The sequence below is a fragment of the Polynucleobacter sp. P1-05-14 genome, assembly GCF_018881675.1.
Taxonomy (GTDB): domain Bacteria; phylum Pseudomonadota; class Gammaproteobacteria; order Burkholderiales; family Burkholderiaceae; genus Polynucleobacter.
Window position 1 is genome coordinate 105329 of sequence record NZ_JACVPV010000017.1, and the last position, 24160, is coordinate 129488.

Annotated in this window: 28 protein-coding genes, 3 tRNA genes and 1 pseudogene; 21 read left to right on the top strand and 11 right to left on the bottom strand. The window is 44.5% G+C overall.

Features of this window, described 5'->3' with window-relative positions:
- Positions 1-165: 165 nt before the first annotated feature.
- Positions 166-354 (bottom strand): superinfection immunity protein, encoded by a 189-nt coding sequence (locus ICN37_RS08025; protein ID WP_215322167.1) that lies wholly within the window; start codon positions 352-354, stop codon positions 166-168.
- A gap of 111 nt (positions 355-465) precedes the next feature.
- Here ICN37_RS08025 and ICN37_RS08030 point away from each other — a divergent pair, with 111 nt between their 5' ends.
- Genes ICN37_RS08030 through ftsB form a run of 4 tightly spaced genes read left to right on the top strand, consistent with a single transcriptional unit; the run spans position 466 to position 4654 of the window.
- On the top strand, positions 466-2127 hold the full coding sequence (locus ICN37_RS08030; RefSeq protein WP_215322169.1) for a CTP synthase: 1662 nt from the start codon (positions 466-468) through the stop codon (positions 2125-2127).
- Between the two features lie 9 nt (positions 2128-2136).
- The gene (kdsA, locus tag ICN37_RS08035) at positions 2137-3000 is read left to right on the top strand and encodes a 3-deoxy-8-phosphooctulonate synthase (RefSeq protein ID WP_215322170.1); all 864 of its coding nucleotides are present in this window, start codon (positions 2137-2139) and stop codon (positions 2998-3000) included.
- A 41-nt stretch (positions 3001-3041) separates the two neighbouring features.
- Complete coding sequence (gene eno, locus ICN37_RS08040) at positions 3042-4328, top strand: phosphopyruvate hydratase (RefSeq protein ID WP_215322172.1); 1287 nt, start codon at positions 3042-3044, stop codon at positions 4326-4328.
- A 20-nt stretch (positions 4329-4348) separates the two neighbouring features.
- Entirely contained in the window at positions 4349-4654 is a 306-nt protein-coding gene (gene ftsB / locus ICN37_RS08045) for a cell division protein FtsB (RefSeq protein WP_215322174.1), read from the top strand.
- Positions 4655-4658: 4 nt separating this feature from the next.
- Here the strand turns inward: ftsB and ICN37_RS08050 are convergent, their stop codons facing one another.
- Positions 4659-5624, bottom strand: coding sequence for an Hsp33 family molecular chaperone HslO (locus ICN37_RS08050; protein ID WP_216156462.1), 966 nt, complete (start codon positions 5622-5624; stop codon positions 4659-4661).
- A gap of 56 nt (positions 5625-5680) precedes the next feature.
- On the opposite strand from ICN37_RS08050, the gene gltX reads away from it, so the two are divergent.
- From gltX to ICN37_RS08070, 4 genes are all read left to right on the top strand, one after another.
- Complete coding sequence (gene gltX / locus ICN37_RS08055) at positions 5681-7087, top strand: glutamate--tRNA ligase (protein ID WP_216156465.1); 1407 nt, start codon at positions 5681-5683, stop codon at positions 7085-7087.
- Between the two features lie 78 nt (positions 7088-7165).
- A tRNA-Ala gene (locus ICN37_RS08060) sits at positions 7166-7241 on the top strand.
- A 32-nt stretch (positions 7242-7273) separates the two neighbouring features.
- Positions 7274-7349 (top strand) — tRNA-Glu (locus tag ICN37_RS08065).
- 52 nt (positions 7350-7401) lie between these two features.
- A tRNA-Asp gene (locus tag ICN37_RS08070) sits at positions 7402-7478 on the top strand.
- Positions 7479-7514: 36 nt separating this feature from the next.
- Here the strand turns inward: ICN37_RS08070 and ICN37_RS08075 are convergent.
- Entirely contained in the window at positions 7515-8369 is an 855-nt protein-coding gene (locus ICN37_RS08075) for a carboxylesterase (protein WP_216156469.1), read from the bottom strand.
- A gap of 58 nt (positions 8370-8427) precedes the next feature.
- Between ICN37_RS08075 and ICN37_RS08080 the strand changes: the two genes are divergently transcribed.
- Positions 8428-8898 carry a DUF4118 domain-containing protein gene (locus ICN37_RS08080; protein WP_215322180.1) on the top strand — a complete coding sequence of 157 codons (471 nt, stop codon included), beginning with the start codon at positions 8428-8430 and terminating at the stop codon, positions 8896-8898.
- Positions 8899-8961: 63 nt separating this feature from the next.
- Here the strand turns inward: ICN37_RS08080 and ICN37_RS08085 are convergent, their stop codons facing one another.
- Positions 8962-9558: a hypothetical protein gene (locus tag ICN37_RS08085; protein ID WP_216156479.1), complete on the bottom strand. Its 597-nt coding sequence runs from the start codon at positions 9556-9558 to the stop codon at positions 8962-8964.
- Positions 9559-9721: 163 nt separating this feature from the next.
- Here ICN37_RS08085 and hyi point away from each other — a divergent pair, with 163 nt between their 5' ends.
- The 5 genes from hyi to ICN37_RS08110 all read left to right on the top strand — a co-directional run bounded on the left by hyi (position 9722) and on the right by ICN37_RS08110 (position 13657).
- Complete coding sequence (gene hyi / locus ICN37_RS08090) at positions 9722-10501, top strand: hydroxypyruvate isomerase (protein WP_216156481.1); 780 nt, start codon at positions 9722-9724, stop codon at positions 10499-10501.
- Positions 10502-10516: 15 nt separating this feature from the next.
- The gene (glxR, locus tag ICN37_RS08095) at positions 10517-11416 is read left to right on the top strand and encodes a 2-hydroxy-3-oxopropionate reductase (RefSeq protein ID WP_216860943.1); all 900 of its coding nucleotides are present in this window, start codon (positions 10517-10519) and stop codon (positions 11414-11416) included.
- 8 nt (positions 11417-11424) lie between these two features.
- Positions 11425-12012 (top strand): YqiA/YcfP family alpha/beta fold hydrolase, encoded by a 588-nt coding sequence (locus ICN37_RS08100; protein WP_216156483.1) that lies wholly within the window; start codon positions 11425-11427, stop codon positions 12010-12012.
- 80 nt (positions 12013-12092) lie between these two features.
- On the top strand, positions 12093-12662 hold the full coding sequence (locus ICN37_RS08105) for an HNH endonuclease (RefSeq protein WP_370623828.1): 570 nt from the start codon (positions 12093-12095) through the stop codon (positions 12660-12662).
- Positions 12663-12733: 71 nt separating this feature from the next.
- Positions 12734-13657, top strand: coding sequence for a DUF3108 domain-containing protein (locus tag ICN37_RS08110; protein WP_255538498.1), 924 nt, complete (start codon positions 12734-12736; stop codon positions 13655-13657).
- Between the two features lie 2 nt (positions 13658-13659).
- Here ICN37_RS08110 and ICN37_RS08115 read toward each other — a convergent pair whose 3' ends face one another.
- The 6 genes from ICN37_RS08115 to mltG form a co-directional block, all read right to left on the bottom strand.
- On the bottom strand, positions 13660-14181 hold the full coding sequence (locus tag ICN37_RS08115; protein ID WP_215322186.1) for an ion channel: 522 nt from the start codon (positions 14179-14181) through the stop codon (positions 13660-13662).
- A 73-nt stretch (positions 14182-14254) separates the two neighbouring features.
- Complete coding sequence (locus tag ICN37_RS08120) at positions 14255-14962, bottom strand: ankyrin repeat domain-containing protein (protein WP_216156485.1); 708 nt, start codon at positions 14960-14962, stop codon at positions 14255-14257.
- Entirely contained in the window at positions 14962-15750 is a 789-nt protein-coding gene (locus ICN37_RS08125) for a TatD family hydrolase (protein ID WP_216156487.1), read from the bottom strand. Before ICN37_RS08125 ends, ICN37_RS08120 begins: the two co-directional genes overlap by 1 nt.
- Positions 15751-15781: 31 nt before the next feature.
- Complete coding sequence (locus ICN37_RS08130) at positions 15782-16903, bottom strand: DNA polymerase III subunit delta' (protein ID WP_216156489.1); 1122 nt, start codon at positions 16901-16903, stop codon at positions 15782-15784.
- Positions 16904-17542, bottom strand: a complete 639-nt coding sequence (tmk, locus tag ICN37_RS08135) for a dTMP kinase (RefSeq protein WP_216156491.1) — start codon at positions 17540-17542, stop codon at positions 16904-16906.
- A 12-nt stretch (positions 17543-17554) separates the two neighbouring features.
- Entirely contained in the window at positions 17555-18628 is a 1074-nt protein-coding gene (gene mltG / locus ICN37_RS08140; protein ID WP_216156493.1) for an endolytic transglycosylase MltG, read from the bottom strand.
- A 20-nt stretch (positions 18629-18648) separates the two neighbouring features.
- On the opposite strand from mltG, the gene ICN37_RS08145 reads away from it, so the two are divergent.
- Both ICN37_RS08145 and ICN37_RS08150 read left to right on the top strand, forming a co-directional pair.
- Positions 18649-19656 (top strand): folate-binding protein YgfZ, encoded by a 1008-nt coding sequence (locus ICN37_RS08145; protein WP_215322196.1) that lies wholly within the window; start codon positions 18649-18651, stop codon positions 19654-19656.
- 8 nt (positions 19657-19664) lie between these two features.
- On the top strand, positions 19665-20522 hold the full coding sequence (locus ICN37_RS08150; protein WP_216156495.1) for an NRDE family protein: 858 nt from the start codon (positions 19665-19667) through the stop codon (positions 20520-20522).
- Between the two features lie 2 nt (positions 20523-20524).
- On the opposite strand, the gene ICN37_RS08155 is transcribed toward ICN37_RS08150, so the two are convergent.
- On the bottom strand, positions 20525-21007 hold the full coding sequence (locus ICN37_RS08155; protein ID WP_215322200.1) for a PaaI family thioesterase: 483 nt from the start codon (positions 21005-21007) through the stop codon (positions 20525-20527).
- A gap of 54 nt (positions 21008-21061) precedes the next feature.
- Between ICN37_RS08155 and ICN37_RS08160 the strand changes: the two genes are divergently transcribed.
- The 5 genes and pseudogenes from ICN37_RS08160 to ICN37_RS11590 form a co-directional block, all read left to right on the top strand.
- Positions 21062-22528 (top strand): YdiU family protein, encoded by a 1467-nt coding sequence (locus tag ICN37_RS08160; RefSeq protein WP_216156498.1) that lies wholly within the window; start codon positions 21062-21064, stop codon positions 22526-22528.
- 35 nt (positions 22529-22563) lie between these two features.
- Positions 22564-22977, top strand: coding sequence for a peptide-methionine (R)-S-oxide reductase MsrB (msrB, locus tag ICN37_RS08165; protein ID WP_216156501.1), 414 nt, complete (start codon positions 22564-22566; stop codon positions 22975-22977).
- Between the two features lie 24 nt (positions 22978-23001).
- Complete coding sequence (locus ICN37_RS08170) at positions 23002-23550, top strand: septation protein A (RefSeq protein ID WP_216156504.1); 549 nt, start codon at positions 23002-23004, stop codon at positions 23548-23550.
- Complete coding sequence (locus ICN37_RS08175) at positions 23547-23831, top strand: BolA family transcriptional regulator (protein ID WP_215322208.1); 285 nt, start codon at positions 23547-23549, stop codon at positions 23829-23831. Before ICN37_RS08170 ends, ICN37_RS08175 begins: the two co-directional genes overlap by 4 nt.
- Before the next feature lie 12 nt (positions 23832-23843).
- Positions 23844-24160, top strand: a pseudogene (locus ICN37_RS11590) (SurA N-terminal domain-containing protein); the annotation flags it as partial.

The window sequence follows — 24160 nt, forward strand, 5'->3', positions numbered from 1 at the left end:
TATGAGGTAAAGGTGATCAATAGAAAGGCCAAAAGGGAATTTTCTCCCGTTTTGCCAAATTATAGTTGCTAAATCAAGTCTTATATAAGAGTTTAAACCCTAAAAAATCGGCAAATTAGCCAAAATCAGGGCTTTATTTGTGCCTATGACTTGAAAAACGGTCAATTACACAACTTGCTCTTCTTTAAGGGCCCAAACCAGTGCAACTACCCAGCCAATCAGGGACCACCCTAAAAACAGGTTTAAGGCAAAAATAGCTCCTGTATTTGCCCTTTTTTTGTGAAATGCAATAGCAAAAGGGAGGAAATAAAAGAGGGAGAGAATACTGATTAATATCGCAAATAAAAGGCGCATAGGTATTAAATCATTAGATTTGGGTAGACGAGATCCTATATTAACGATTTTGAAATTTCCCTACCCCTGATGGCTATCGTTATAATTACTTTTTCCAACAGAGCTTAAGCGATGACCAAATACGTTTTTGTCACTGGTGGTGTGGTTTCTTCTTTAGGGAAAGGAATTGCAGCTGCCTCGCTTGCCGCGATTCTTGAATCCCGCGGCCTGAAAGTCACCCTCCTAAAATTAGATCCCTATATTAACGTTGACCCGGGGACCATGAGTCCACTGCAGCACGGAGAGGTTTTTGTAACCGAAGATGGTGCTGAAACTGACTTAGACTTGGGTCACTATGAGCGCTTTGTTTCTGCAAAGATGCGCAAAAGCAATAACTTCACCACTGGCCAGATTTATGAGTCAGTCATCAGCAAAGAACGTCGCGGCGAATATCTTGGAAAAACAGTCCAAGTGATTCCGCACATTACAAATGAAATCCAAGCTTTTGTAGAGCGCGGCGCTAAAGCTAGTCATGATGGCAAAGCAGATGTTGCTATTTGCGAAATAGGCGGCACTGTTGGCGATATTGAATCACTACCGTTCTTAGAGGCTGCAAGACAGATGAGCTTGCGTCTACCTTTGCATGATTGCGCTTTTGTTCATTTGACTCTTGTGCCATATATCCATAGTGCTGGTGAGTTAAAAACTAAACCAACGCAACACTCCGTTCAGAAGCTTCGTGAGATCGGCATCATGCCGACAGTATTGCTCTGCCGTGCTGATCGCCCAATTCCGGAAGATGAGCGCGCAAAGATTTCTTTATTTTCAAACGTACGTGAAGAGGCAGTGATTTCAGTTTGGGATGTAGATACGATTTATAAGATTCCTGAGATGCTCCAAGCCCAAGGCATGGATGATTTAATTTGCCGCCAACTAGACCTCAAAGCCAAGCCAGCAGATCTTTCTGTATGGGCCAATCTAGTTTATGAAATGGCCAATCCACAACATGAGGTCACCATTGGTATGGTTGGCAAGTATGTGGAGCTAACGGAGTCATATAAATCACTGATTGAAGCATTGCGTCATGCAGGCATACATACGCATACCCGTGTCAATATTAATTACATCGATTCCGAAGTCATTGAAAAAGATGGAATTGATTGTTTGCAAAACTTGGATGCGATTTTAGTTCCAGGTGGCTTTGGTAAACGTGGCACCGAAGGCAAAATTGCTGCCATTCGTTATGCACGCGAAAACAATGTTCCTTATTTAGGTATTTGCTTGGGTATGCAATTGGCCGTAATTGAATTTGCACGACATGTAGCGAATCTTACTAAGGCGAATAGTACTGAATTTGATCCTCAGTCAGAACAGCCTGTTGTTGCCCTGATAACCGAATGGTTGGACAGAGAAGGGCGAGTAGAGAAACGCACTAACGACTCTGATTTGGGCGGCACTATGCGTCTTGGGTCGCAACGCTGTCCGGTTAAGGCTGGAACCTTAGCCCATCGGATTTATGGTTCCGAAGTAAATGAGCGCCATCGTCATCGTTATGAGGTAAACAACACCTATGTGCCTCAGCTAGAGAAATCTGGTTTGATTATTTCAGCTAGAACCCCCAATGAAGAGTTGCCAGAGATGATGGAATTACCAACATCTATGCATCCTTGGTTCTTCGGTGTGCAGTTTCACCCTGAATTTACTTCAACACCGCGGGATGGGCACCCTTTGTTCTCAGCCTTTATTAGCGCTGCACTTGAGCACCAAACAGCCGCTGAAAAGCAAGCTGCATAAAGGAAGAATATGAGAGCATTTAAGCTATGTGGCTTTGACGTCGGTCTAAATCAACGTTTCTTTTTAATTGCTGGCCCATGTGTCATTGAGTCAGAGCAATCAGCTATTGATATTGCGGGTCAATTGAAAGAAATTACTTCTGCTCTAAATATCCCGTTTATCTACAAGTCATCGTTTGATAAAGCCAATCGTTCATCAGGAACGTCTTTTCGAGGTTTAGGCATGGAAAAGGGCTTAGAGATTTTGGCTAAGGTTAAAAAACAAGTTGATGTTTCTGTACTTACAGATGTTCATGACATCAGTGAAATTGCTGCCGTAGCTAGCGTTGTAGATGTATTGCAGACTCCTGCATTTTTATGCAGACAAACTGACTTCATTCGTGCCTGTGCTCAAAGTGGCAAGCCCGTGAATTTTAAAAAGGGTCAGTTTCTTTCGCCGCACGAGATGCTGAATGTTATTGAGAAGGCTCGAGTAGCTGCCGCTGAAAAAAATCTTCCAGATCAATTTATGGTTTGCGAACGTGGCGCCTCCTTTGGCTACAACAACCTGGTTTCAGATATGCGTAGCTTGGCAATTCTGCGGGAATCTAACGCGCCAGTAGTATTTGATGCTACTCATTCAGTTCAATTGCCTGGAGGTCAAGGCAACTCTAGCGGCGGTCAACGTGAATTCGTACCCGTTTTGGCGCGTGCTGCTGTAGCAGTCGGCATTAGCGGCCTATTTATGGAAACCCATCCTGATCCAGCAAAAGCGCTATCCGATGGACCGAATGCTGTTCCATTAGATCGCATGAAAGAGTTGCTTGAGTCTTTGGTGGCTATCGACAGCGCTGTTAAATCATCGGGAAGTTTTTTAGAAGACAGCTTTAAATAAGTTATTAAAACCCATTTCATATTGTTTTAAGGAGAAGGTGCATGAGCGCCATTGTTGACATCATCGGTAGAGAAGTTCTGGATTCACGCGGTAACCCAACGGTTGAATGCGATGTGTTGCTTGAGTCAGGTGTTATGGGTCGTGCGGCCGTACCTTCTGGAGCGTCCACAGGGTCGCGTGAGGCAATTGAGTTGCGCGATGGAGACAAGACGCGTTACTTGGGTAAGGGCGTCCTCAAGGCTGTTCAAAACATCAATATTGAGATTGCAGAATCCATCCTTGGGCTTGATGCTAGTGAGCAAGCCTTTCTTGATCGTACCCTGATTGAATTGGATGGCACTCATAACAAAGCACGCTTAGGTGCAAATGCAACGCTTGCGGTTTCTATGGCCGTAGCCAGAGCAGCAGCTGAAGAAGCGGGTCTACCTTTATATCGTTATTTTGGCGGCTCTGGCGGTATGCAGTTACCAGTCCCTATGATGAATATCGTTAATGGTGGTGCACATGCCAATAACAGTTTAGATATTCAAGAATTCATGGTGATGCCAGTTGGCGCCGAAAACTTCCGTGACGCACTACGTTGTGGTGCAGAGATTTTCCATGAACTCAAAAAGATCTTAGGTGCTCAAGGTATGCCGACTACTGTTGGTGATGAGGGTGGTTTTGCACCAAACTTCAAGAGTAATCACGAATGCTTGCAGACCATCATGAAAGCAATTGAGGGTGCAGGCTATACGGCAGGCGAAGATGTTCTATTGGCCCTAGATTGCGCAGCTAGTGAGTTCTACAAAGATGGCAAATATCACTTGTCAGGCGAAGGTCTCCAATTAAGCTCAAGCGAGTTCTCTGATTACCTTGGTAACTTGACAGACCAGTTCCCAATCGTCTCGATTGAGGATGGCATGCATGAAGGTGACTGGGATGGTTGGGCTGACATTACCAAAAAGCTTGGTAAGAAAATTCAATTGGTTGGCGATGATTTGTTTGTTACTAACACCCGCATCCTCCAAGAAGGAATAGACAAAGGCATTGCCAACTCTATTCTGATTAAGATTAATCAAATTGGCACATTGACAGAAACGTTTGCTGCTATTGAAATGGCTAAGCGCGCAAACTACACTGCAGTGATTTCCCATCGCTCTGGCGAGACTGAAGACAGCACCATTGCAGATATTGCTGTTGGTACCAACGCAGGTCAAATTAAAACTGGTTCTTTATCTCGCTCTGATCGGATTGCTAAATACAATCAGTTATTGCGTATTGAAGAAGATCTGGGCGATGTGGCAACTTACCCAGGTAAATCTGTTTTCTATAACCTCAAACGCTAATTCAGAGTACTTAATAGCTTATGCGGATCGTCATCTACTCTATGCTGGTATTGCTGATAGCAATCCAGTACCCACTTTGGCTGGGTAAGGGTGGATGGCTAAAGGTTTACGAGATGGAGCGACAGGTAGAGCTTCAAGACGCTAAAAATAGTCTCTTGGCTCTTCGTAATACAAAGCTATCCGGCGATGTTAAAGATTTAAAAGATGGTACTCGAGCAATTGAAGAGCGTGCCCGCGTTGAGCATGGCTTAATTAAAGAGGGTGAGTTTTTTGTGCAAATCTTGCCGGCGGATAAGACATCAACTTCCCAAGCCACAAAACAGTAACTTTTTAATGACTGCTGGATGGGGGTCTTGTGGCATCACTCAATAAATCTGTTTTAAATACCTGCAGGCAATCAACCGCATCAAAGCGGTATGGTTTTGCACAGAAATCACAGATGGTCTCCACGGCTCCCTGCTCCGCAAGAATGCTTTGAACCTCTTCTTCACCAAGCATTCTCAAAATATCCGCAACCTTAGCGCGAGAGCATCTACAGGCAAAACGAATGGGGCGAGCAGGGAAGCTGCGAACTCCATTCTCGGCGGACTCTTCCAAAAATAAACGCCTCAAAATAGTCTCTGGTGGAAGTGTTAATAATTCTTCATTAGTGATTGTTTCCCCAAGCGTTTGAATGCGTGACCAGCCTTCAGCAGCAACCTGTTGATCCAAATGGGCATGACCTCCTGAATTTGGTAGGCGCTGTAGCAATAAACCGCCGACATGGGTATCGCTGGAAGCAAGCCAAATGCGCGTGTCCAATTGTTCGGAGTTTTGCATATACAGGGCTATAGCCTCTGCAGCGCTGGTGACCGGCTTAATGACTGCGCCTTGATGATCTTGAAGCGCTACGATGCCTTGATAGGGCGCCTGTCCTGGTTCGCGGTCTGCTGGATCCAGGGTGATTACTAGTCTTCCGCTCCCACTCACATCCAGTAGATAGGCTAATGTTGCGTCGGGCATTATTTCAGAGGGGTCAACTGAGAGCTTGACTGTAGCCCTCATGGATAAATCAGACTTACATTCCACAACCAGCAGCTGAATAGGGCCATTGCTTTGCGCTTGAATTATGAGGGTCCCATCAAATTTAAGGCTAGCACTTAGAAGGGTGGCTGCACCAACAAAGTCACCCAGAATCCGACGGACGGCAGGGGGGTCATTACGACGCTCTAGCACGGCCTGCCAGGCGCTTCCAATCGAGACTATTTCCCCGCGAACTGGGGCGCCATCACACATAAAGACTAGTAATTCATTCATAGAGCAAAGTATCCACTTTTTTTCGGTTTTAGTCTCAGTAAGCGCGACCTGAGATAATGCGGTTTATGCATATCCGTACACGTTTCGCCCCAAGTCCCACGGGCTTTATTCATCTGGGAAATCTTCGCAGCGCTCTTTATCCGTGGGCTTTTGCGCGCCACAATAAGGGTGACTTCATTCTTCGTATTGAAGATACTGACCTTGAGCGCTCATCACAGGAAGCAGTTGACGTCATTATCGAAGGAATGGCGTGGCTTGGCCTCGATTTGGATGAAGGTCCGATCTATCAGATGCAGCGTATTGATCGATACCGTGAAGTAGTAAAACAAATGTTGGATTCTGGATTGGCCTATCCCTGCTACATGAGCGAAGAAGAGCTCAATAAACTCCGTGATCAGCAAATGGCAAGTAAAGAAAAGCCTCGCTATAACGGACTTTGGAGACCTGAGCCTGGCAAAACATTGCCGCCCGTTCCCGAAGGTGTAAGCCCAGTAATCCGCTTTAAGAATCCAATTGGCGGGTCAGTCATTTGGAATGACGCTGTCAAAGGTCAAATAGAAATTAGCAATGATCAGTTGGATGATTTGGTTATTGCTAGGCCAGACGGAACACCTACCTACAACTTTTGCGTGGTGATTGATGACATGGATATGAACATCACCCACGTCATTAGAGGTGATGACCACGTCAATAACACCCCAAGACAAATTAACATCATGAGGGCCCTTGGCGGATCCCCGCCTGTTTATGCCCATCTGCCAACCGTGCTTAATGACGCCGGTGAAAAAATGAGTAAGCGTAATGGCGCAATGAGTGTGAGAGATTATCAAAGAGCAGGTTACCTTCCTGATGCAATCCTGAATTACCTTGCAAGACTTGGCTGGTCTCATGGGGATGCCGAGGTATTTACAAAGGAACAGTTTGTAAATTGGTTTGATTTAGAAAGTCTAGGGCGCTCACCAGCGCAACATAACCCAGAAAAATTACTTTGGCTAAATCATCAATATATTCAGAATTCCGATCCAGTAAAACTAGCAGCTGCTACTAAGCCATTTGCACATGAGATGGGTATGGATACCGAAGCTGGCCCAGACTTTGTTCAGGTGGTTAGCCTATTAAAAGATCGAGCCAATACCCTGATTGAGATTGCCGAGGGTGCAAAGCTTTTTTATTTGCCGGCACCCAATTTAACTGCTGATCAAATTAAGGAAAATATTGCCGAAGCCGTTATGCCTGTCTTAAAAGATTTGGTTGAAGCTATTTCAACCGCTGAACCGACTAAAGAAGCTTATGCAGCTGTTTTTAAGCAAATATTGGCAAAGTACCAAATCAAAATGCCGGCACTAGCAATGCCCGTTAGATACGCATTATTTGCCACCACACAGACCCCAGCGATTGATTCTGTACTGGTTGTGTTGGGCAAGGAGGAGGCTGTCAAAAGGCTTTCTAAGGTGGTCCAATAGAGAATTTGCGCACCTGCACAAAAATAGGATAAAATCTTGGATTGTTTTGAGTGTCTTGTAGTTTTATCGCGGGATTTCGGGGGTATAGCTCAGCTGGGAGAGCGCTTGCATGGCATGCAAGAGGTCAGCGGTTCGATCCCGCTTATCTCCACCAAGCATTTAAAATAGTTTTATGTAGTAGTCCAGGTCCCCATCGTCTAGAGGCCTAGGACATCACCCTTTCACGGTGAGTACGGGGGTTCGAATCCCCCTGGGGACGCCAGATTCTTCTGGTAGAAGTAAAGTTGTATGATGTTGTGTTACGCGATGTATTTGGAGCGGTAGTTCAGTTGGTTAGAATATCGGCCTGTCACGCCGAGGGTCGCGGGTTCGAGTCCCGTCCGTTCCGCCAAGACAAATTAAAAGCCCCCTTAATCGGGGGCTTTTTCTATTCGTAGCCAGCTCTTAATTTAAGAACTTTGCGATTTTCGCTGGTTGCTGGATCGAAGTGATGTCGCTCGACGGCGCTAGTCTGGGCTACAAAGTTCAACACCTCGTTCAGAACAATTTCGCGCTCATTATCGATTGTGACAATATGGTAACTATTTCCCAGCCATATAACTCTACGTACCTCTGACTTACAGTGCTCAAGGATTTCTTCTGCCGACCATGCAGAGCATGTATCGTCCTCTACGGACTGAATCAAGAGCAATCTGCAGGTGAGGTTTTGTAAGCTATTTTTAGTGCTAGCCATCAGCCCCTTAGCTTCATGCAGATGACGTGCTGAAATAGAGGCGGCGCCTACCTCGGACACCTTGGAGGTTTTGAATTTTTCGCTAATCCGACGACGTAAATCAATATTCTTAACGCCAAAGGGCTCACGCTCAGAGTATTCCCAATTACGCAGCCCTAAAAAATACAAAAAATCGAGGATGGGTCTATAAAACGGCACAGACCAACCATCATATTTAAGTACGGGTGACATTAGCGCTAGAGAAGAGATGTCTGTTCTTTGTGTGGCCACTAGCGTTGCCAATGTAGCGCCCATGCTAATTCCTGCTAGATTGACTGTCGCGTAGATTTCCTTTTGCGCGTCAATAATTTGATGTAGTTCCTGAACCCAGCCACCAAATTTGCTTGCGGGGCTTCCAAACAAAAAGCCTGGAATTTCTGGAATTAAGACGTCATGACCCGCAGCCTCAAGAAAGCGGGGTAGTTGTCCAAGTTCTAAGCCGCTGCCATTAAGGCCAGGAATAAGAATGGTGAGATCCTGCTTTGCGTGAGAGATAACTGGCTCTAACATCGAAATATGGGCTTATTCAAAGAGATGGGTTAGGATACACCGAAATAGGTAAAAAAAGATGAGACATAACTTAAACGCAAAACGCTGGTGCCCAAATAAGAGCTATGGTTATTTGGTAGCAGTATTTGGGGTTCTGATCGCCTTTTCTCTCCGCTATGTCCTTCACCCCTTTCTAGGCGGATCTTTACCTCTATTTTTCTTTCAAGTGAATACCATTTTGATTGCGTTTTTTTTCGGCATCTTCCCGGCGTTCCTTACGCTTGTGCTCAGCGCCCCATTGTTGATCTTTTACTTTATGGAGCCTTTTGGCGCTCTTTCGGTAGTTGATCAAAGAGATGTAACTACCTTGTCTGTTTATCTCTCTTACACCCTTCTAACAGGTGTCTTAGTAGAGCTTCTTCGCCGTGAGCAGTACAACGCAAAAATGGCTGTGCTAGTTAGCGAAACCAGATTAAAGCTCATGGTTGAGGGTGATCAAAAAATGCGTAGCGTGATGAGAAGATCACTCACTAAAGATTCTGGCGAGTAAAAAACGTCCCGATACGGAAGGATTGGCCTGACCTTTGACTCTGCAAAGGCCAGGTTTAGTGGGTTACTTCTTGGGCGCGCTAATTGATGCAGCCATTGCATCAAAGTAAATCACTTTAACTTGCTCACCCACGTTAACATCCGCCAACAGAGCAGGGTTCTTGACGGTAACGGTTGTGATCTTGCCGCTTGGGCCCTTAACGGAAACCAGTTTTTTCTCGCGATTTACTTCCACAATATCAGCGATGATGGTTGTTTTATTGGTAATCGTCTCAGATGGTTTTTCATTGGTCTTAGATTTGGTTGCCGTGTTGGTTTCAACTTTTGAGCGAACGCCATCACTTTTAGTCTTCATCAACTCAATAGCCACGGCGAGCTCGTAATTTACATTAACTCGATCACCTTTTTTAATCTGAGCAAAGTTAGTGATGTCAGGACCAGCGACAAACTTAGATTCACCATCTTTGTTTTTAAAGGTAATAGTGCGAGTCTTCTTGTCAATTTTGACCACTTCACCTTCAAATAGCTGATAACGATTTTCTGTGACGGCAGCATCGATCACTGTTGGTTTGGCTGCAGGGGCAGATTGAGCGAAAGCTGTGGAAGTTCCAACAAAAAGGGTTGCAATAACCAAAGCAATCGGAGCATATTTAATATTCATTATTTTTCCTCATTTATAAAAGGTACTAAATTCAATCTTAGCCTATTTTTAGAGCTATATCGGCCCATAAAGTTAGATATTCGTTGACAAGGCTTAAATAGTCATCTTTTGTTAATATCTCCCATCACATTGTTTTGCCTGATTTTTTAAACAAGGAATATAAATGCCACAGTTTGCCGCGAATCTCACCATGCTTTTTAATGAAGTGCCATTTATGGAGCGTTTTGAAAAAGCGGCGAAGTCTGGATTTCAGGCCGTTGAATTTCTCTTTCCTTATTCTTTCTCTGCTGAAGATATCAAGCAAAATCTGGAGCAAAATAAACTCAAATTAGTTCTCCATAATTTACCTGCAGGTGATTGGGAAGCTGGAGAGCGTGGCATTGCCTGTTTGCCAGATCGTGTTGCAGAATTTCAGGAGGGCGTTGCTAAAGCTATTAATTATGCAAAGGCGCTTGATGTTAAGCAGTTAAATTGTTTGGCTGGAAAAATTCCTGCCGGTGCTGATAAAGAGTTATTGCATAAAACATTTATTTCAAACTTACGTTATGCGGCAACTGAACTAAAAAATGCCAATATCAAACTTCTAATAGAGCCAATAAATACTTTCGATATTCCTGGCTTCTATTTATCCAGAACGCAGCAAGCCCTAGATATTCTGAATGAGGTAGGTTCAGATAATTTATTTATTCAGTATGACATCTACCATGCCCAGCGTATGGAAGGTGAGCTCTGCAAAACTATAGATGCCAATCTTTCTAAAATTGCCCATATTCAATTGGCGGATAATCCTGGCAGAAATGAGCCAGGCACTGGAGAAATTAATTACCCGCATCTATTTCAGTTCATCGATAGCATTGGCTATCAAGGTTGGATTGGCTGCGAATATAAACCATCATCCAATACTGAAGCAGGATTGGGCTGGATTAAAAATTTAAATCAATAACGATACGGAGACATTATGAGCAAGCAATTAAAGCTAGGATTTGTTGGTTTGGGAATAATGGGCGCACCCATGGCGAGCCATTTAATCAATGCAGGCCACGAGGTGTTTATTAATACTCGTAGCAAGGTACCAGAAGGGCTGGCATGTTCATCAGCAGTGCAATGTACTTCACCTCAAGAAGTTGCGAGCAAAGCCGACATTATTTTTATGATGGTCCCAGATACTCCTGATGTTGAGAAGGTGCTATTTGGTGATAACGGAATAGCATCAGGCCTCTCCAAGGGAAAAATTGTTGTTGATATGAGTTCCATATCCCCAATTTCTACCAAAGAGTTTGCTAAGAAAATAAATGCATTGGGCTGCGATTACTTAGATGCTCCAGTTTCTGGCGGTGAGCTTGGTGCAAAAAATGCGACCCTTTCAATCATGGTTGGCGGAGATGAGGCTGTCTTTGATAAGGTGAAGCCAGTATTTGAGTTGATGGGCAAAAATATTAATCTTGTTGGCGGAAATGGAGATGGTCAAACTGCTAAGGTGGCCAATCAAATTATTGTTGCCCTGAATATTGAGGCCGTAGCAGAAGCACTATTGTTCGCTTCAAAAGCTGGTGCAGATCCTGCAAAGGTACGTCAGGCTTTAATGGGCGGTTTTGCAAGCTCCAAGATATTAGAGGTGCACGGCGAAAGAATGGTCAAGCGCACCTTTGATCCCGGTTTCAGAATTGAATTACATCAAAAAGATTTAAACCTTGCCCTCAATAGCGCTAGAGCTTTGGGTGTTTCATTGCCAAATACAGCCACAGCACAGGAATTATTTAATTCATGCGCAGCTCATGGTGGTAAAGCCTGGGATCACTCAGCAATGGTGCGCGCTCTAGAGAAGCTTGCAAACTTTGAAATTGGGCAAAAGGCATAAGCACCCACATGCCTTCAACTTTAGTAGTCTATTTACATGGTTTTCGCTCCTCCCCAAGATCGAGTAAAGCGGTCTTGACGGGGGATGCAATAAAAGCCTTATCCACTGCGAATAATCCAATGGAGTGGTATTGCCCTCAATTGTTAGCTTCACCAAAGGACAGCATGGATATGGTGATACGGCATATTGAAGCATCAACACATGATCGCTTAGTAGTTATCGGCTCTTCTTTGGGTGGCTACTACACCAACTACTTGGCCGAAAAGTTTGGCTGCAAAGCCGTAGCTCTTAACCCAGCAGTTAGAGCACCGAAAGAGTTGGCGCCGCATGTTGGAATGCTGACCTCATACGACACCAATGAGCCCTACGATTTTCGTCCAGAATACATTGATGAACTAAAGGCGCTACAGGTTGAATCTATTAGCAACCCGTCGCGTTACTTTCTGATCGCCGCAAAAGGTGACGAGCTCCTGGATTGGCAGGAAATGGTTGATTTCTACAGGGGTTCAGAGCAGCTGGTGCTTGATGGGGGTGACCATGGCATTTCAGATTATCCCGACCACTTGCTCAAAGTCTTAAATTTCATTGCTTCATGATGGATTGATTGCTGCTCGCTTCTTCTGTAAGATGATCTAAACAGCTGCTGCTCATTTGCGCTGTCTAGAAAGGAGAGTTTGTGCTGAGCATCTTGAAATTAGACGCAGGTGGAATTCCTCAGGGCTGGGTTAATACAGAAGAAGCCACCAAGCAATATGCGGATAGTAGCGTTTTGTGGACTTTAGGTGACCCCATTTTCCAAATGCGTGGCGGTATTTCAAGATCTACTGGCAAGCAGTCCATTATCGAATTGCACTCCATCATTGCGGTAAAGGGCAGTGCCAAGATCAACCTCTTTGATGTGGTTCCTGTAATTACGAAACATAAACTGTTCAAGCGTGATCGCGGACTATGTGCTTATTGTGGTGACCCCATACACGAAAACCAAGCTGAAGCCGAGCACATCATACCCAATAGTCGTGGTGGTAAATATAGCTGGATGAACTTAGTCATCTCGTGCAGACCTTGTAATCAACGTAAAGGTAATCGTACTCCAGATCAGGCGGGCATGTCCTTGTTGTATACCCCGTACTTACCCAGTCTTTATGAAGATATGATCCTGAAAGGCCGTAATATATTGGCAGATCAAATGGACTTCCTTGCAGCCAATCTGCCTAAAAATAGCCGCCTTCTAGAAGGTCTAATCTGAGCCCAAGAATAGGGCGGTGTAATTTTTTTCATCCACCCAAGATATATTCCTTCAGAATCATTCTTGCAGCTTTGCTGCTATCTGTATTAGGACATCTCATTCTTTTTTTTGGGCTACCTTTCATCTCTTTTTCTGAACCCGCACCAATCGCAGATGACTTAATCATTAGGACCGAACTAAAAGTAGAACCTCCCAAGAAAATCCATATTACAAAAGCGGTAAAGAAAACCCCAAAGGCAAGTACTGCAACTAATACGATTGAAGGACTAAGTTCAACCACTCAGCAGGGTGGTGATTCCAATCAAGCAGGCGTAGCTTTTAAATTACCCGAGTCAGGCATCATTTATTACGACTCTTATGTGGATGGTCAAAAGTATCAAACCGGCGAGATCGATTGGATGGTTGATGGTAATAACTATCGCCTCTATATCAACATCCCATATGCATTTGTTGGCCCGTTTGTATTTGAATCTCGTGGCTCAGTTGATTCCTATGGAATAGCCCCGATTCTCTATTGGTCACAACGGGGTACAAAACCCCCACGTTATTCGCGCTTTGATCGAAATGACAGTGGGCGAGGGCAGATGTTCTTCTCTGAGAAACCCGAGTTCACCCCGGAAATATTGCCCGGAACCCAAGATCGCTTCAGTTTAATGTTCCAGCTCGCCTCATTATTAAATGGAGATGGCAAATTGGATGAGGCGGGGTCTATTCGACAAATACCGGTGGTTGACTACAACACTCTAGAAATGTGGAGCTTTAAAAGTTATGGCGAAACGACATCAGAAGATATACCCAGTCTTGGCAAGTCCATAAATCGTCATTACGCCTTAATGCAACGAGAAAATGACCCTTATAAGCGCCAGGTAGACATCTGGCTTGCAAAAGACCTTGAGTGGCTACCAGGGCGCATTCGCTCTCAAGAGTCAAGTGGAAGGGTGCTTGAGCTGGTTTTCAAGCAAAAGAACCCTATTGCAACTGTAGATACGCCTTAATTCTAGAAACCAGATCCAGATCTCGGGTTTTGATTATTGTGACCTAGTAGCGCACCCATCATTGTGTACAAGGCAGCGCCTGACATTGATACTGCAAAAATCCCAGAAAAAGAGATGATGATGGGCAGAATGCGCCACTGCTCTGATAATTTGTAATCACCATATCCTACAGTGGTGTACATTTCACCGGCAAAGTAAAAGGTTTGTGGGTTAGTTGGGAATACCTTTAGGGCTACGCAAATGTAGGCCCAGACTACTATTTCAGCTAAATGAATAGCAATAACTAAGAGTATGGCTACAAAATACGACAGAAAGCTTGCTCCAACAATGCGCCGTCTAGTCATGACTTGATCGATAGCATGAAATGCACCGGCAATACCCAGAACGGCAACTGCATGAACAGCCAGCATCAGGCATGCGCTTACGACAATAACCCAGATCTGACTATTGCCCATATCTGTATTGATCTCGTTGAATAGGGTTGTAAAGCTAGGAAGATCAGTGTTTTGAAAAAGGCTAAGCATGGTCATTTTTGAGTAGGTTGGATTACAGATATATCTTATTTGACATAATAATGATTATACGCAGATAGGCATATCAGGATTTAGGCTGACCAAGAACCTTAGGCGCCACATAAGGCTGCTCATAAAGCTTCTGCCAGCGTGAACTTAAGCCTTCTGCAATCCATGGCTTCTCGTAAATGAGTGCAATATCAATTGCTGTAAATCCTTGTGAGTTACGTACCTGCAGATCGGCCCCTTTATCTAGCAATAACTTAACCAATGCTTCATTTCCAGACTGAACCGCCATCATTAGAGGCGTTGTATTGCCAGGACTAGGAGCATCAACAATAGCTCCGTTGGCGAGCAAATACTGGGCAACGTCAAGGTGACCCCTTGAACATGCGTAATGCAATGGAGTCCACCCTATGTGATTAATTTGAGCTTTTTGTACCTGTATGAGGCTCTTTACAAGGACTAAATTGCCCTCAATGGATGCAATCATGAGTGGTGTTTCGCCGAATTTATTGGAAATATCCACATCAGTAGCCTTATTAGTCACTAGAAACGTGATGACATCCTCAGACCTGTCCTTAATTGCTAGATTCAGCATTAATTCACCTTTGGCATCGATTGAATTCGGGCTAACACCTTTAGAAACCAGAGATCTAACGGTAGAAACATCGTTAAATTTAGCTGCTTTAGCGAAATCAGCAATATCAGCATCTGATTGGGCTAAAGCGAAGTTGTTTAGGCTATATAAAACACCAAGCATGCAGATAATTATCTTAATCTTATTTCTCATTAAAATTTCCTATCTATATGAAAACATTCATAAAAATTACTTGAAGTTTGATTAGCCAGGTCTTCAATGGATACACCTTTGAGATTGGCAATATATTCACCGACTTTAGATACCCACGCTGGCTCATTTGTCTTGCCGCGATATGGGATGGGTGCTAAATAGGGTGAATCTGTCTCAATGAGCATTCTATCCAGGGGCACCTGTTTACAGGTTTCTTGGAGTTCTTTAGCGCTTTTGAAGGTCACAATACCCGAAAAAGAGATAAAAAACCCCATATCCATGGCCGCCTTTGCAACATCGTAGGATTCAGTAAAGCAATGCATCACCCCGCCAATTTGTTGAGCGCCCTCCTCTTTGAGGATTTTGATGGTGTCCTCAGAGGCGGCCCTTGTATGGATGATGAGAGGCTTCTTAGATGCGATGGAAGCTCTGATATGGGTTCTAAACCGCGCTCGTTGCCATTCCATGGACTCATAGCTACGATCTCCCATGCGGTAGTAATCAAGTCCTGTTTCGCCAATTGCCACGATTTTCGGGTGCTTTAAAGCCATCTCAACCAGAAAATCAAAGGTAGGTTCAGGGGTGTCTTCGTAATCAGGATGAACGCCAACAGACGCGAAGAGGTTGGGATGATCTTGCGCCAATTTGAGTACGTTAGGAAAGTCCGGCAAATCAACCGATACACACAAAGCGTGACTCACTTTGGCCAACTGCATATTGCTCAATACTTCCGGCAAACGGGATTGAAATTCCAGGAAATCGAGGTGGCAATGGGAGTCTATGAACATGACTCGTTATTTTAGACTGCTTGGGTTGATTCTATGGGCCAAAAATCTGTTGGTATTGGGAAAGCAAAGCTTCTAACTGGATGCGGTTGGCTAGAGGGTGATTTTCATGGCGACGAGCCTGTAGTAGAGACTTCCATAGCTGGAGCATTCTTTGAACGTTCACTGCTTCTGAAAGACTCTGAAGTGTAGATATGTGCTTTGGGTAATACCGTGGCGCACCACCCTGGGCAACCGACTGCAAATCTGAGATCCATCGTTGCATGCTTGCCAAAAGAAAGCCATATTGAGCCTTGTGTGTCTTCTCGGCTGTATCTAGCCAATTAATTCCCATGCCTTGAGCCATCGATTGCAATAGGTAGCGTGACGCCTGAATTGATATCGTGAGCTCATCCTTCTCATCTTTATTGTGTCTTGCGATCAAAGAGCTCAACACTGAGAATGGCGCTCCGCCCTGCTCATCGTAAATGGTTTCGACATCCCCATCGTTCACTTTTAGGCCGTCAATATTATTCAGCTGGGTTTTTAGCCAAGCCAATCCCTGCTCGCGATCAGGGCGTGGTGCAGTCAGAAGTCGGCAGCGCGATCTAATCGTAGGTAAGACGCGATCAACACGATCGGCCAACAATATAAAAATGGTGTTTGCTGGAGGCTCTTCTAGAGACTTTAATAAAGTGTTAGCGGAGTCTGTGCGCAACATTTCTAACGGATAAATCAATATCACTCGATTGCCACCACGATGTGAGCCAATTGAAAGATTTTCTATGGCATGACGGGTTTCTTCAATGGAGATATTTTTCTTCTCCTTTTTTTCGCTTGAATCGCCGTCATCATCGCGTGCCGCTTTACCTCTTTTGGGTGTTTCGTCACTCTCATAATCAGCGTGAGGTAGGAGCTTTCGATGTGTTTCAGGAACTAAAGCTATAAAGTCCGGATGGTTGCCCGTATCAAACCAGTGGCAGGCCTCGCATTGATTGCAGGGCTTTATAGCTGCATTTGAATTCTCGCAAAGAAGTGCCTTAGCAAGTTCAACAGAGAACGCAAACTTACCGATACCGGACTGGCCGTGCAACAAAATCGCATTGGGGAAGTTGGCAAAATCCAAACTTTCCCATAATGGTTTAAGCCAAGGCGCCATCAGATTATCTTGCTTCACTTAAATCGCAATCTGAATAAGTTTCAGACCGTCCCAAATAGCTTCAGGGGTTTTTGTTGCATCGACTAGATGAAAGCGTGATGAATCATCATTGGCTCTTCTCAAGTATTCCTGACGAACTCTTTCGAAAAAATCTAGATCCATTTTTTCAAATTTATCTGGGGCTCGAACCTTGGAGCGACGAGCCTCCGCAATCTCACCAGGTAAGTCAAAAAGAATTGTTAAGTTGGGTTGCAAAAGTGAACCATCGGGGCGACCCTGAACCCAGCGTTCTAATTCATTTAACTTTACCAAGCTCAAGCCGCGACCACCACCTTGGTAGGCGAAGCTAGCATCTGTAAAGCGATCTGAAATTACAATCTTTCCTGCCGACAGCGCCGGCTCAATAACCTGTGCAATATGTTCACGACGTGCAGCAAACATTAATAAGGCCTCAGTCTCCAAATTCATGGGGGCATCTAAAAGTAGGTTGCGTAATTGCTCGCCCAAACCAGTACCACCAGGTTCACGTGTCATCACCACCTCTTTGTTTGGGTAGCGCTCTTGCATCAAATTTCTAAAGGCGTCGACGTGTGTACTCTTTCCTGCGCCATCGATGCCTTCGAAACTAATGAAATATCCGTTTTGTGCTGATGTCATAGTTAAATGAATTTAGTTGGCGCCCTTTCCAGGCGGAATTTTGCGTTGATACTGGTCTACTGCTGACTCATGCTCTTTTAAGCTTTGAGAAAAGTGACTGCTACCATCGCCCTTTGCCACGAAAAATAAGGCCTCACTTTTAGCAGGATGCGCAGAAGCCAAAATAGACTCTTTGCTGGGCATTGCGATGGGGCTTGGAGGTAAACCTTTATGCATATAGGTATTGTAGGCAGTGTCTTTGCGTAAATCCGCTTTCCGCAAATTTCCATCAAATTTAGTGCCTATTCCGTAGATAACCGTAGGGTCCGTTTGGAGAGACATTTCTTTATTGAGACGATTTATAAATACAGCGGAAATCATATCCCGATCTCTTGCGCGGCCAGTTTCTTTTTCGATGATAGAAGACAGGATTAAGAGTTCATAGGGTGTTTTTAAGGGAAGCCCAAGCTCTTTTTGCTCCCAAGCTTGGTTTAGTTGCTTTTGCATGGCTTGTGCGGCTCTACGATATATATTTAAATCCGGTTCATCTGGGTCAAATATATAGGTATCAGGAAGAAATAGTCCTTCGTCGCTGGGATAGCTAAGATTGAGGGATTGCAACAAGTCCTTGTTGCTCATTCCCTTGGTTTGGTGGATAAGAGCCGGGTGCATATCGATGATGCCCCGCAGTTGCCAAATAGTCATGCCCGGAATAATCGCAATACTTTCCCTCACTCGATCCCCGCGTGCAATTTGCAGCAACACTTTACCGAGACTTCCTCCAACTGGGAGCATATAGGTGCCAGGCTTTAGTTTTGATCCCACAAAAAGACTTCTAGCTCCTACCTGGATAGTGAATTTATTGATCGATAAGCCTTGTTCACCCAACTGATCGGCAATGCTAGAAAGGCTCGAATTCGGATTAATCTTCACTTTATAAACAGGCGCGCTATCTACATTGGGAGTGTTGGGCACCACTGGCAGTAAAAAAATACCGCCATAAATTAGACCTAGCAAGATTGACAAAATGGTCAACCAATACTTTAGACCTCGATCTTTTGACTTTTTCTTAATAAATAGAGATCTGCTCTGAATTTTTCTGCTCATCAGGCTATGATAAAAGGGTCATGATAAATACCCCCAAAATTGAGCAAAACTGGCTAAATAACCCTACTTCCCTGCCCTGCAATTTGCCGCAGTGGGGGTTAATCCTGGTTGAGGGCTCAGATGCTGCAAGTTTTTTACAAAATCAATTAACAAATTCAGTATTGGGACTAAACCGCACCCTTCCCGGACAAATGGCCCAAAATTTTTCAGGTGTCCGCCTGGTAGGTTATTGCAGCCCTAAAGGGAGGTTGCTTGCAAGCGCATGGCTTGGATTGTTTCCATCTGGCGAGAATGCCGAAGATCGCTTTGCTTTATTTATTTCAAAAGATATTGCCGCAAGTACAGCAAAACGTTTATCCATGTTTGTACTGCGCTCAAAGGTCAAAGTTACCGATGTATCTGAGGATTGGATTATTTCTGGACTGCATTGTTCTGAGGAACAGATTGTCGAGTTTAGGCTTGATCCTAGCGCTATAGCTTTACGTATGCCCGATGTTTTGGCAAATAATCAATCGGTTGCCCGTCTTTTATTTGCAATGCCCGTTGATAAGCAATCAAGTGCACGCGACTCTAATGAAATGCTTCAAACATGGAATGAGCTTGAGGTCTTAAGTGCCATTCCTAGAATTGTTCAAGCAACGCAGGAGCAATTTGTACCCCAAATGATTAATTTTGAATCTGTTGCCGGCGTTGATTTTAAAAAAGGGTGTTATCCAGGCCAAGAAATCGTTGCTCGCAGTCAATATCGCGGCGCCATCAAGCGTCGACTACAAATTGCCCGTATAGATATCAGTAGCTCAGATGAAAACCTACCCATGCCGGGCGTTGAACTTTTCCACTCCAATGACCCCTCCCAGCCAGCAGGAATGGTAGTTTTATCTGCACATTCCCCAGGGTATGGTGACCGCATTGACCTTCAGGTCGAGTGCAAGTTAGAGGCGCTTGAAAATGGGGAAATTCATCTTGGTAGCCCTGAGGGACCTGTGTTAAAAATAGATTTATTGCCCTACCCTTTGCTCGAAATTTAATACCCCTTATGTGCCTTATTCTCTTCGCTTGGAATTCTCACCCAGAATATTCACTGGTGGTAGCGGCGAACCGTGATGAGTTTTACGAACGCAATACCGATGGCGTTTCTTGGTGGTCTGAACATCCTCATGTTTTGGCAGGCAGAGATCGGGCTGATGTATTGGGTAATCCCGGCACCTGGCTTGGATTTACCAAAACCGGAAAATTTGCAGCCTTAACAAATGTTCGAGCGCCTAGCGAAAAAAATCCTGATTCTAGAACGCGTGGTGAACTGTCTTTGATGTACCTCACCTGTAATGAGCGCCCCTCGGAATTTATCCAAGGAAATGCAAAGCGTTTTCAGCAATACAACGGCTTTAATCTTTTGATGGCGGATTTAAGTGATCCAGCCAATGCCGAAATGCATTGGGTCAGTAATCGCATGATGATTGGGCAAAGTATTCGTCCGCGGAAAGTTTTTCCACAACAAACGTTAGAGCCAGGAGTTTATGGTTTGTCTAATGCCATGCTTGATACTCCGTGGCCAAAAGTAAATCACCGTGTAGCTGCATTTGCTCAGGCATTGGCTATGGATCAAGGGCAACTTAAAAATGCAGATCCGTATTTAAAGCTATTAGCAGACACGCACCACGCTAGTGATAACGAACTTCCTAACACGGGGGTTAGTCGTGAATGGGAGAAGGCACTATCTCCCGCGTTTATTAAAACCCCCGCCTATGGAACGCGTTCAAGTACAGTTTTGAGGGTACGGAAAGACGGTCAGTTTGAGATGGTGGAGCGTCGCTTTGACGCTTCAGGAACTGTAGGTCATGACGTTGTTACGGGCGTCCTTAGCTCTGCATCAGATTCAAATTTATCTGTTTAGCATTACTCAAAGCGACCATCATCGTTTATAACTCGATCACCATCTGCATTACGAGCTACTAAGCGCTTCAGGTACTTGAAAGTACCGGTAGACATGCAGCAAATTTCACCTTGATCGTTATAAAGCTTGGCTTCGCAAAAAGCCATCGTTGCAGTTCTGCGAACGGTATCAGCCTTAACTCTTAATACACCAGTAGCGGCTTGCATGAAATTATTCTTCATCTCAATGGTTACCACACTACGATCACCAGGATCTCCAGAACGTGCAGCAACAGCCATAGCTACATCCATTAGCGTTAACAAAACGCCTCCATGTGCTACTTCCCAGGTGTTGTTGTGCTCGGGTTTGAGGGCTAGCAAAATCTCCCCTTTGCCCATTTCAGCGCTTAAGCAACGAACACCCAAAAGCTTTAAAAAGGGCACATTCAACTCTTCGCCTAAATTAGCTAATTGTGCTTGTGGATTCATTTGGACTTGTTTATTCATAGATTAATTTTAGAGCCATGCACGTGATTTAGTAAATCCACCTAGAATACCTCCATGGCCTTTACTTTAAGCGGCAATGATGCCTGCCAAGCAACCCTCCCCACCCCGATACCCAATCCCTACTGGGTCGCATTTTCACCCTCTTCCGCCAAATTGGTGGGTATCGACCTGGACGAAAATCATCTGCCCGTAGATAAAACATGGCTAGAGGTATTGTCTGGTAACGGTTTAAATACAGCCAACCATCAATTTCCAAATCCTATGGCAACAGCCTATAGCGGACATCAATTTGGGGTATGGGCTGGTCAACTGGGTGATGGACGCGCAATATTGTTAGGCGATATTGCTAGCCAAGAATTACAGCTTAAAGGGGCTGGGATAACGCGATTCTCCCGCATGGGTGATGGTCGTGCTGTACTGCGCTCGTCTATAAGGGAATTCTTATGCAGCGAGTCAATGCATGCTCTGGGCATTCCAACTACGAGAGCGCTTTCAATTGTTGGCTCAGATATGCCCGTCAGAAGAGAAACTTTAGAGACTGCAGCGGTTTGTGCTCGCTTAGCACCAAGCTTTATTCGGGTTGGCCACTTTGAGCATTACGCTTCACTGCAAAACCATGCAAGGTTAAAAGAGCTCGCAGATTACCTCATAGAAATACATTACCCAGAATCCCTACAGACTGATGAGCCTTACTTGGAATTATTTAAAAGAATTTGCGCACGCAACGCTAATTTAGTCGCTCAATGGCAGGCTGTGGGCTTTTGTCATGGGGTTCTCAATAGTGACAATATTAGCGTGCTTGGATTGACTATTGACTATGGCCCTTTTGGATTTTTAGACCAGTTTCAGATCGACCATATTTGCAACCATAGCGATCAAGGTGGTCGTTATGCCTACCATCGTCAACCACAAATCATGCATTGGAATATGGCATGCTTGGCCAGCGCAATGATTCCACTACTTGAGCTCCGCCACGGTGAAAAAGAAGCCCAAGATCTACTGCGTTCAGCCCTTGAAGAGTTCCCAAATACTTATGCGAGAGCTTGGCAATCGTTGTTTCGTAATAAATTGGGATTTAGTACGGAGCAAGATAGGGACGTCGCCCTGATTGAACGGTTATTGCAGGCAATGCATGATTCGAAGGTGGATTTCACGAACTTCTTTCGCAACCTTGGAAAGCTCAAGTCAAAACTGCCTATTTCGCAGATTTCCTTAAGAGATGATTTTATTGACCGTGATGCAATTGATCTTTGGTTCGTTGATTATTTAGCTCGCTTACAGAGTGAATCCAGCAATGATTCAGAGCGACACCTAGCAATGAATCGAGTAAACCCAAAATACATCCTGCGAAATCATCTTGCCCAGTTCGCCATTGAACAGGCGCAGAAAAAAGACTTTTCTGAGGTATCAAAGCTTCTTAAGATTTTAAGCAACCCGTTTGATGATCAGCCAGAATTTGCTTCTTACTCGCTAGCTCCGCCACCAGATATGGATATGGTCGAAGTAAGCTGCTCCTCATAGGTGTTTAATAGGAAAATCATATTATTGGAGTCAAAATGACAAAAACAGATAAAGAATATAAGCACTCATTAAGTGATATAGAGTACCGCGTCACTCGAGAAGCGGCAACCGAGCGGCCTTTTACTGGCAAATACTGGGATCACTGGGACAAAGGTCGCTATCAGTGCGTTTGCTGCGGTACGCCACTCTTTTTATCAGAGACCAAGTTCGACGCTGGTTGTGGTTGGCCAAGCTATAACGCACCAGAAGTTGCATCCTCTATTAAGGAAATTCGAGATACTACTCATGGCATGATTCGTACCGAAGTCCGTTGCGCAAATTGCGATGCGCATTTAGGCCATGTATTTGAGGATGGCCCTATGCCAACCGGTTTGCGCTACTGTATTAACTCTGCATCCTTGAGTTTTGAGCCAGGCACTAACGCTATACCTGCAAAAACAGATGAATAAATTAAATAGCTGGATAATCACTCTATGAAATTTTTATTCGACCTATTTCCTATCATTCTCTTCTTTGTCGCCTTTAAGCTGGGTGATATATACACAGCGACTATCGTAGCTATGGTTGCCACTATCGGACAGATTCTTTGGGTCTATTACCGCCATCGCAAGATCGATGCCATGCAATGGATAAGTCTTGTCATGATTGTTGTTTTTGGTAGCCTTACGATCTTCTTGCATGACAAAACGTTTATTCAACTAAAGCCAACAGCTCTTTACTGGCTCTTTTCAGGCGCTCTATTTATCAGCGCTCAGTTTTTTCAAAAGAACTGGATACAAGTATTAATGGGAAAGCAGGTAACGCTCAAAGCAGCATCAGCGCATTCAGTTTGGCGTAGCCTCAATGTGGCTTGGGCTATATTCTTTTTCTTCATGGGCGCACTCAATCTGTATGTTGCTTTTGAGTACCCAGAAGAAACTTGGGTTAACTTTAAATTATTCGGCAGTACTGGCCTCTTATTAATTTTTGTCATTCTTCAAGGAGTTTGGCTCTCCAAGCACATGGAGCACCCAAGCGAATGAGCATCAATCAACAACGGATTGCCGCTTTCGATGAAGATCTACGGAAAGCTTTTCAGGTGCAAGCCTTAAAGATTGAAGATGAAAGTCATCTTCATGCTGGCCATGCAGGCGCAGCTAGTGGCGGCGGCCACTTTCGACTTGAAATCATCGCCTCAGAGTTTAAAGGTTTGAACCTAGTGGCTCGTCATAGGGCTGTTTATGCTGCCTTGAATCGCCATATTCCCAAGGAAATTCATGCTTTAACCATTACCGCCCTAGCCCCAGACGAAGTTGCTGTCTAGAGCTACTTTAGAATGGCTTTATTCCCTTTTAATTTAACTATCAAAACCATGTTCAATAAACGTCAATTACTCTCAATCGGCCTTCTTGGAGCCGCCCTTCTATCCGTAAATGCAATCGCACAAAATGCCGTCATCGTGAATGGCAAGGCAATTCCTAAAGTGCAATTAGATAAGCTAGTTCAACGTTCTGGACAGCCCGATAATCCTCAGGTACGCGATCAAGCTCGTGAGATGTTGGTCACCCGTGAATTGGTACTGCAAGAAGCTGACAAGCGCGGGGTCATTCAGAATGAAATGGTACGTGAGCAATTAGAGCAAGCGCGTATAGG

Excerpts from the sequence above, each read along its gene's own strand:
- ICN37_RS08025 (WP_215322167.1), bottom strand. The coding sequence starts at position 354 with ATGCGCCTTTTATTTGCGATATTAATCAGTATTCTCTCCCTCTTTTAT.
- ICN37_RS08030 (WP_215322169.1), top strand. The coding sequence starts at position 466 with ATGACCAAATACGTTTTTGTCACTGGTGGTGTGGTTTCTTCTTTAGGG.
- kdsA (WP_215322170.1), top strand. The coding sequence starts at position 2,137 with ATGAGAGCATTTAAGCTATGTGGCTTTGACGTCGGTCTAAATCAACGT.
- eno (WP_215322172.1), top strand. The coding sequence starts at position 3,042 with ATGAGCGCCATTGTTGACATCATCGGTAGAGAAGTTCTGGATTCACGC.
- ftsB (WP_215322174.1), top strand. The coding sequence starts at position 4,349 with ATGCGGATCGTCATCTACTCTATGCTGGTATTGCTGATAGCAATCCAG.
- ICN37_RS08050 (WP_216156462.1), bottom strand. The coding sequence starts at position 5,624 with ATGAATGAATTACTAGTCTTTATGTGTGATGGCGCCCCAGTTCGCGGG.
- gltX (WP_216156465.1), top strand. The coding sequence starts at position 5,681 with ATGCGGTTTATGCATATCCGTACACGTTTCGCCCCAAGTCCCACGGGC.
- ICN37_RS08075 (WP_216156469.1), bottom strand. The coding sequence starts at position 8,369 with ATGTTAGAGCCAGTTATCTCTCACGCAAAGCAGGATCTCACCATTCTT.
- ICN37_RS08080 (WP_215322180.1), top strand. The coding sequence starts at position 8,428 with ATGAGACATAACTTAAACGCAAAACGCTGGTGCCCAAATAAGAGCTAT.
- ICN37_RS08085 (WP_216156479.1), bottom strand. The coding sequence starts at position 9,558 with ATGAATATTAAATATGCTCCGATTGCTTTGGTTATTGCAACCCTTTTT.
- hyi (WP_216156481.1), top strand. The coding sequence starts at position 9,722 with ATGCCACAGTTTGCCGCGAATCTCACCATGCTTTTTAATGAAGTGCCA.
- glxR (WP_216860943.1), top strand. The coding sequence starts at position 10,517 with ATGAGCAAGCAATTAAAGCTAGGATTTGTTGGTTTGGGAATAATGGGC.
- ICN37_RS08100 (WP_216156483.1), top strand. The coding sequence starts at position 11,425 with ATGCCTTCAACTTTAGTAGTCTATTTACATGGTTTTCGCTCCTCCCCA.
- ICN37_RS08115 (WP_215322186.1), bottom strand. The coding sequence starts at position 14,181 with ATGCTTAGCCTTTTTCAAAACACTGATCTTCCTAGCTTTACAACCCTA.
- ICN37_RS08120 (WP_216156485.1), bottom strand. The coding sequence starts at position 14,962 with ATGAGAAATAAGATTAAGATAATTATCTGCATGCTTGGTGTTTTATAT.
- ICN37_RS08125 (WP_216156487.1), bottom strand. The coding sequence starts at position 15,750 with ATGTTCATAGACTCCCATTGCCACCTCGATTTCCTGGAATTTCAATCC.
- tmk (WP_216156491.1), bottom strand. The coding sequence starts at position 17,542 with ATGACATCAGCACAAAACGGATATTTCATTAGTTTCGAAGGCATCGAT.
- mltG (WP_216156493.1), bottom strand. The coding sequence starts at position 18,628 with ATGAGCAGAAAAATTCAGAGCAGATCTCTATTTATTAAGAAAAAGTCA.
- ICN37_RS08145 (WP_215322196.1), top strand. The coding sequence starts at position 18,649 with ATGATAAATACCCCCAAAATTGAGCAAAACTGGCTAAATAACCCTACT.
- ICN37_RS08150 (WP_216156495.1), top strand. The coding sequence starts at position 19,665 with ATGTGCCTTATTCTCTTCGCTTGGAATTCTCACCCAGAATATTCACTG.
- ICN37_RS08155 (WP_215322200.1), bottom strand. The coding sequence starts at position 21,007 with ATGAATAAACAAGTCCAAATGAATCCACAAGCACAATTAGCTAATTTA.
- ICN37_RS08160 (WP_216156498.1), top strand. The coding sequence starts at position 21,062 with ATGGCCTTTACTTTAAGCGGCAATGATGCCTGCCAAGCAACCCTCCCC.
- msrB (WP_216156501.1), top strand. The coding sequence starts at position 22,564 with ATGACAAAAACAGATAAAGAATATAAGCACTCATTAAGTGATATAGAG.
- ICN37_RS08170 (WP_216156504.1), top strand. The coding sequence starts at position 23,002 with ATGAAATTTTTATTCGACCTATTTCCTATCATTCTCTTCTTTGTCGCC.
- ICN37_RS08175 (WP_215322208.1), top strand. The coding sequence starts at position 23,547 with ATGAGCATCAATCAACAACGGATTGCCGCTTTCGATGAAGATCTACGG.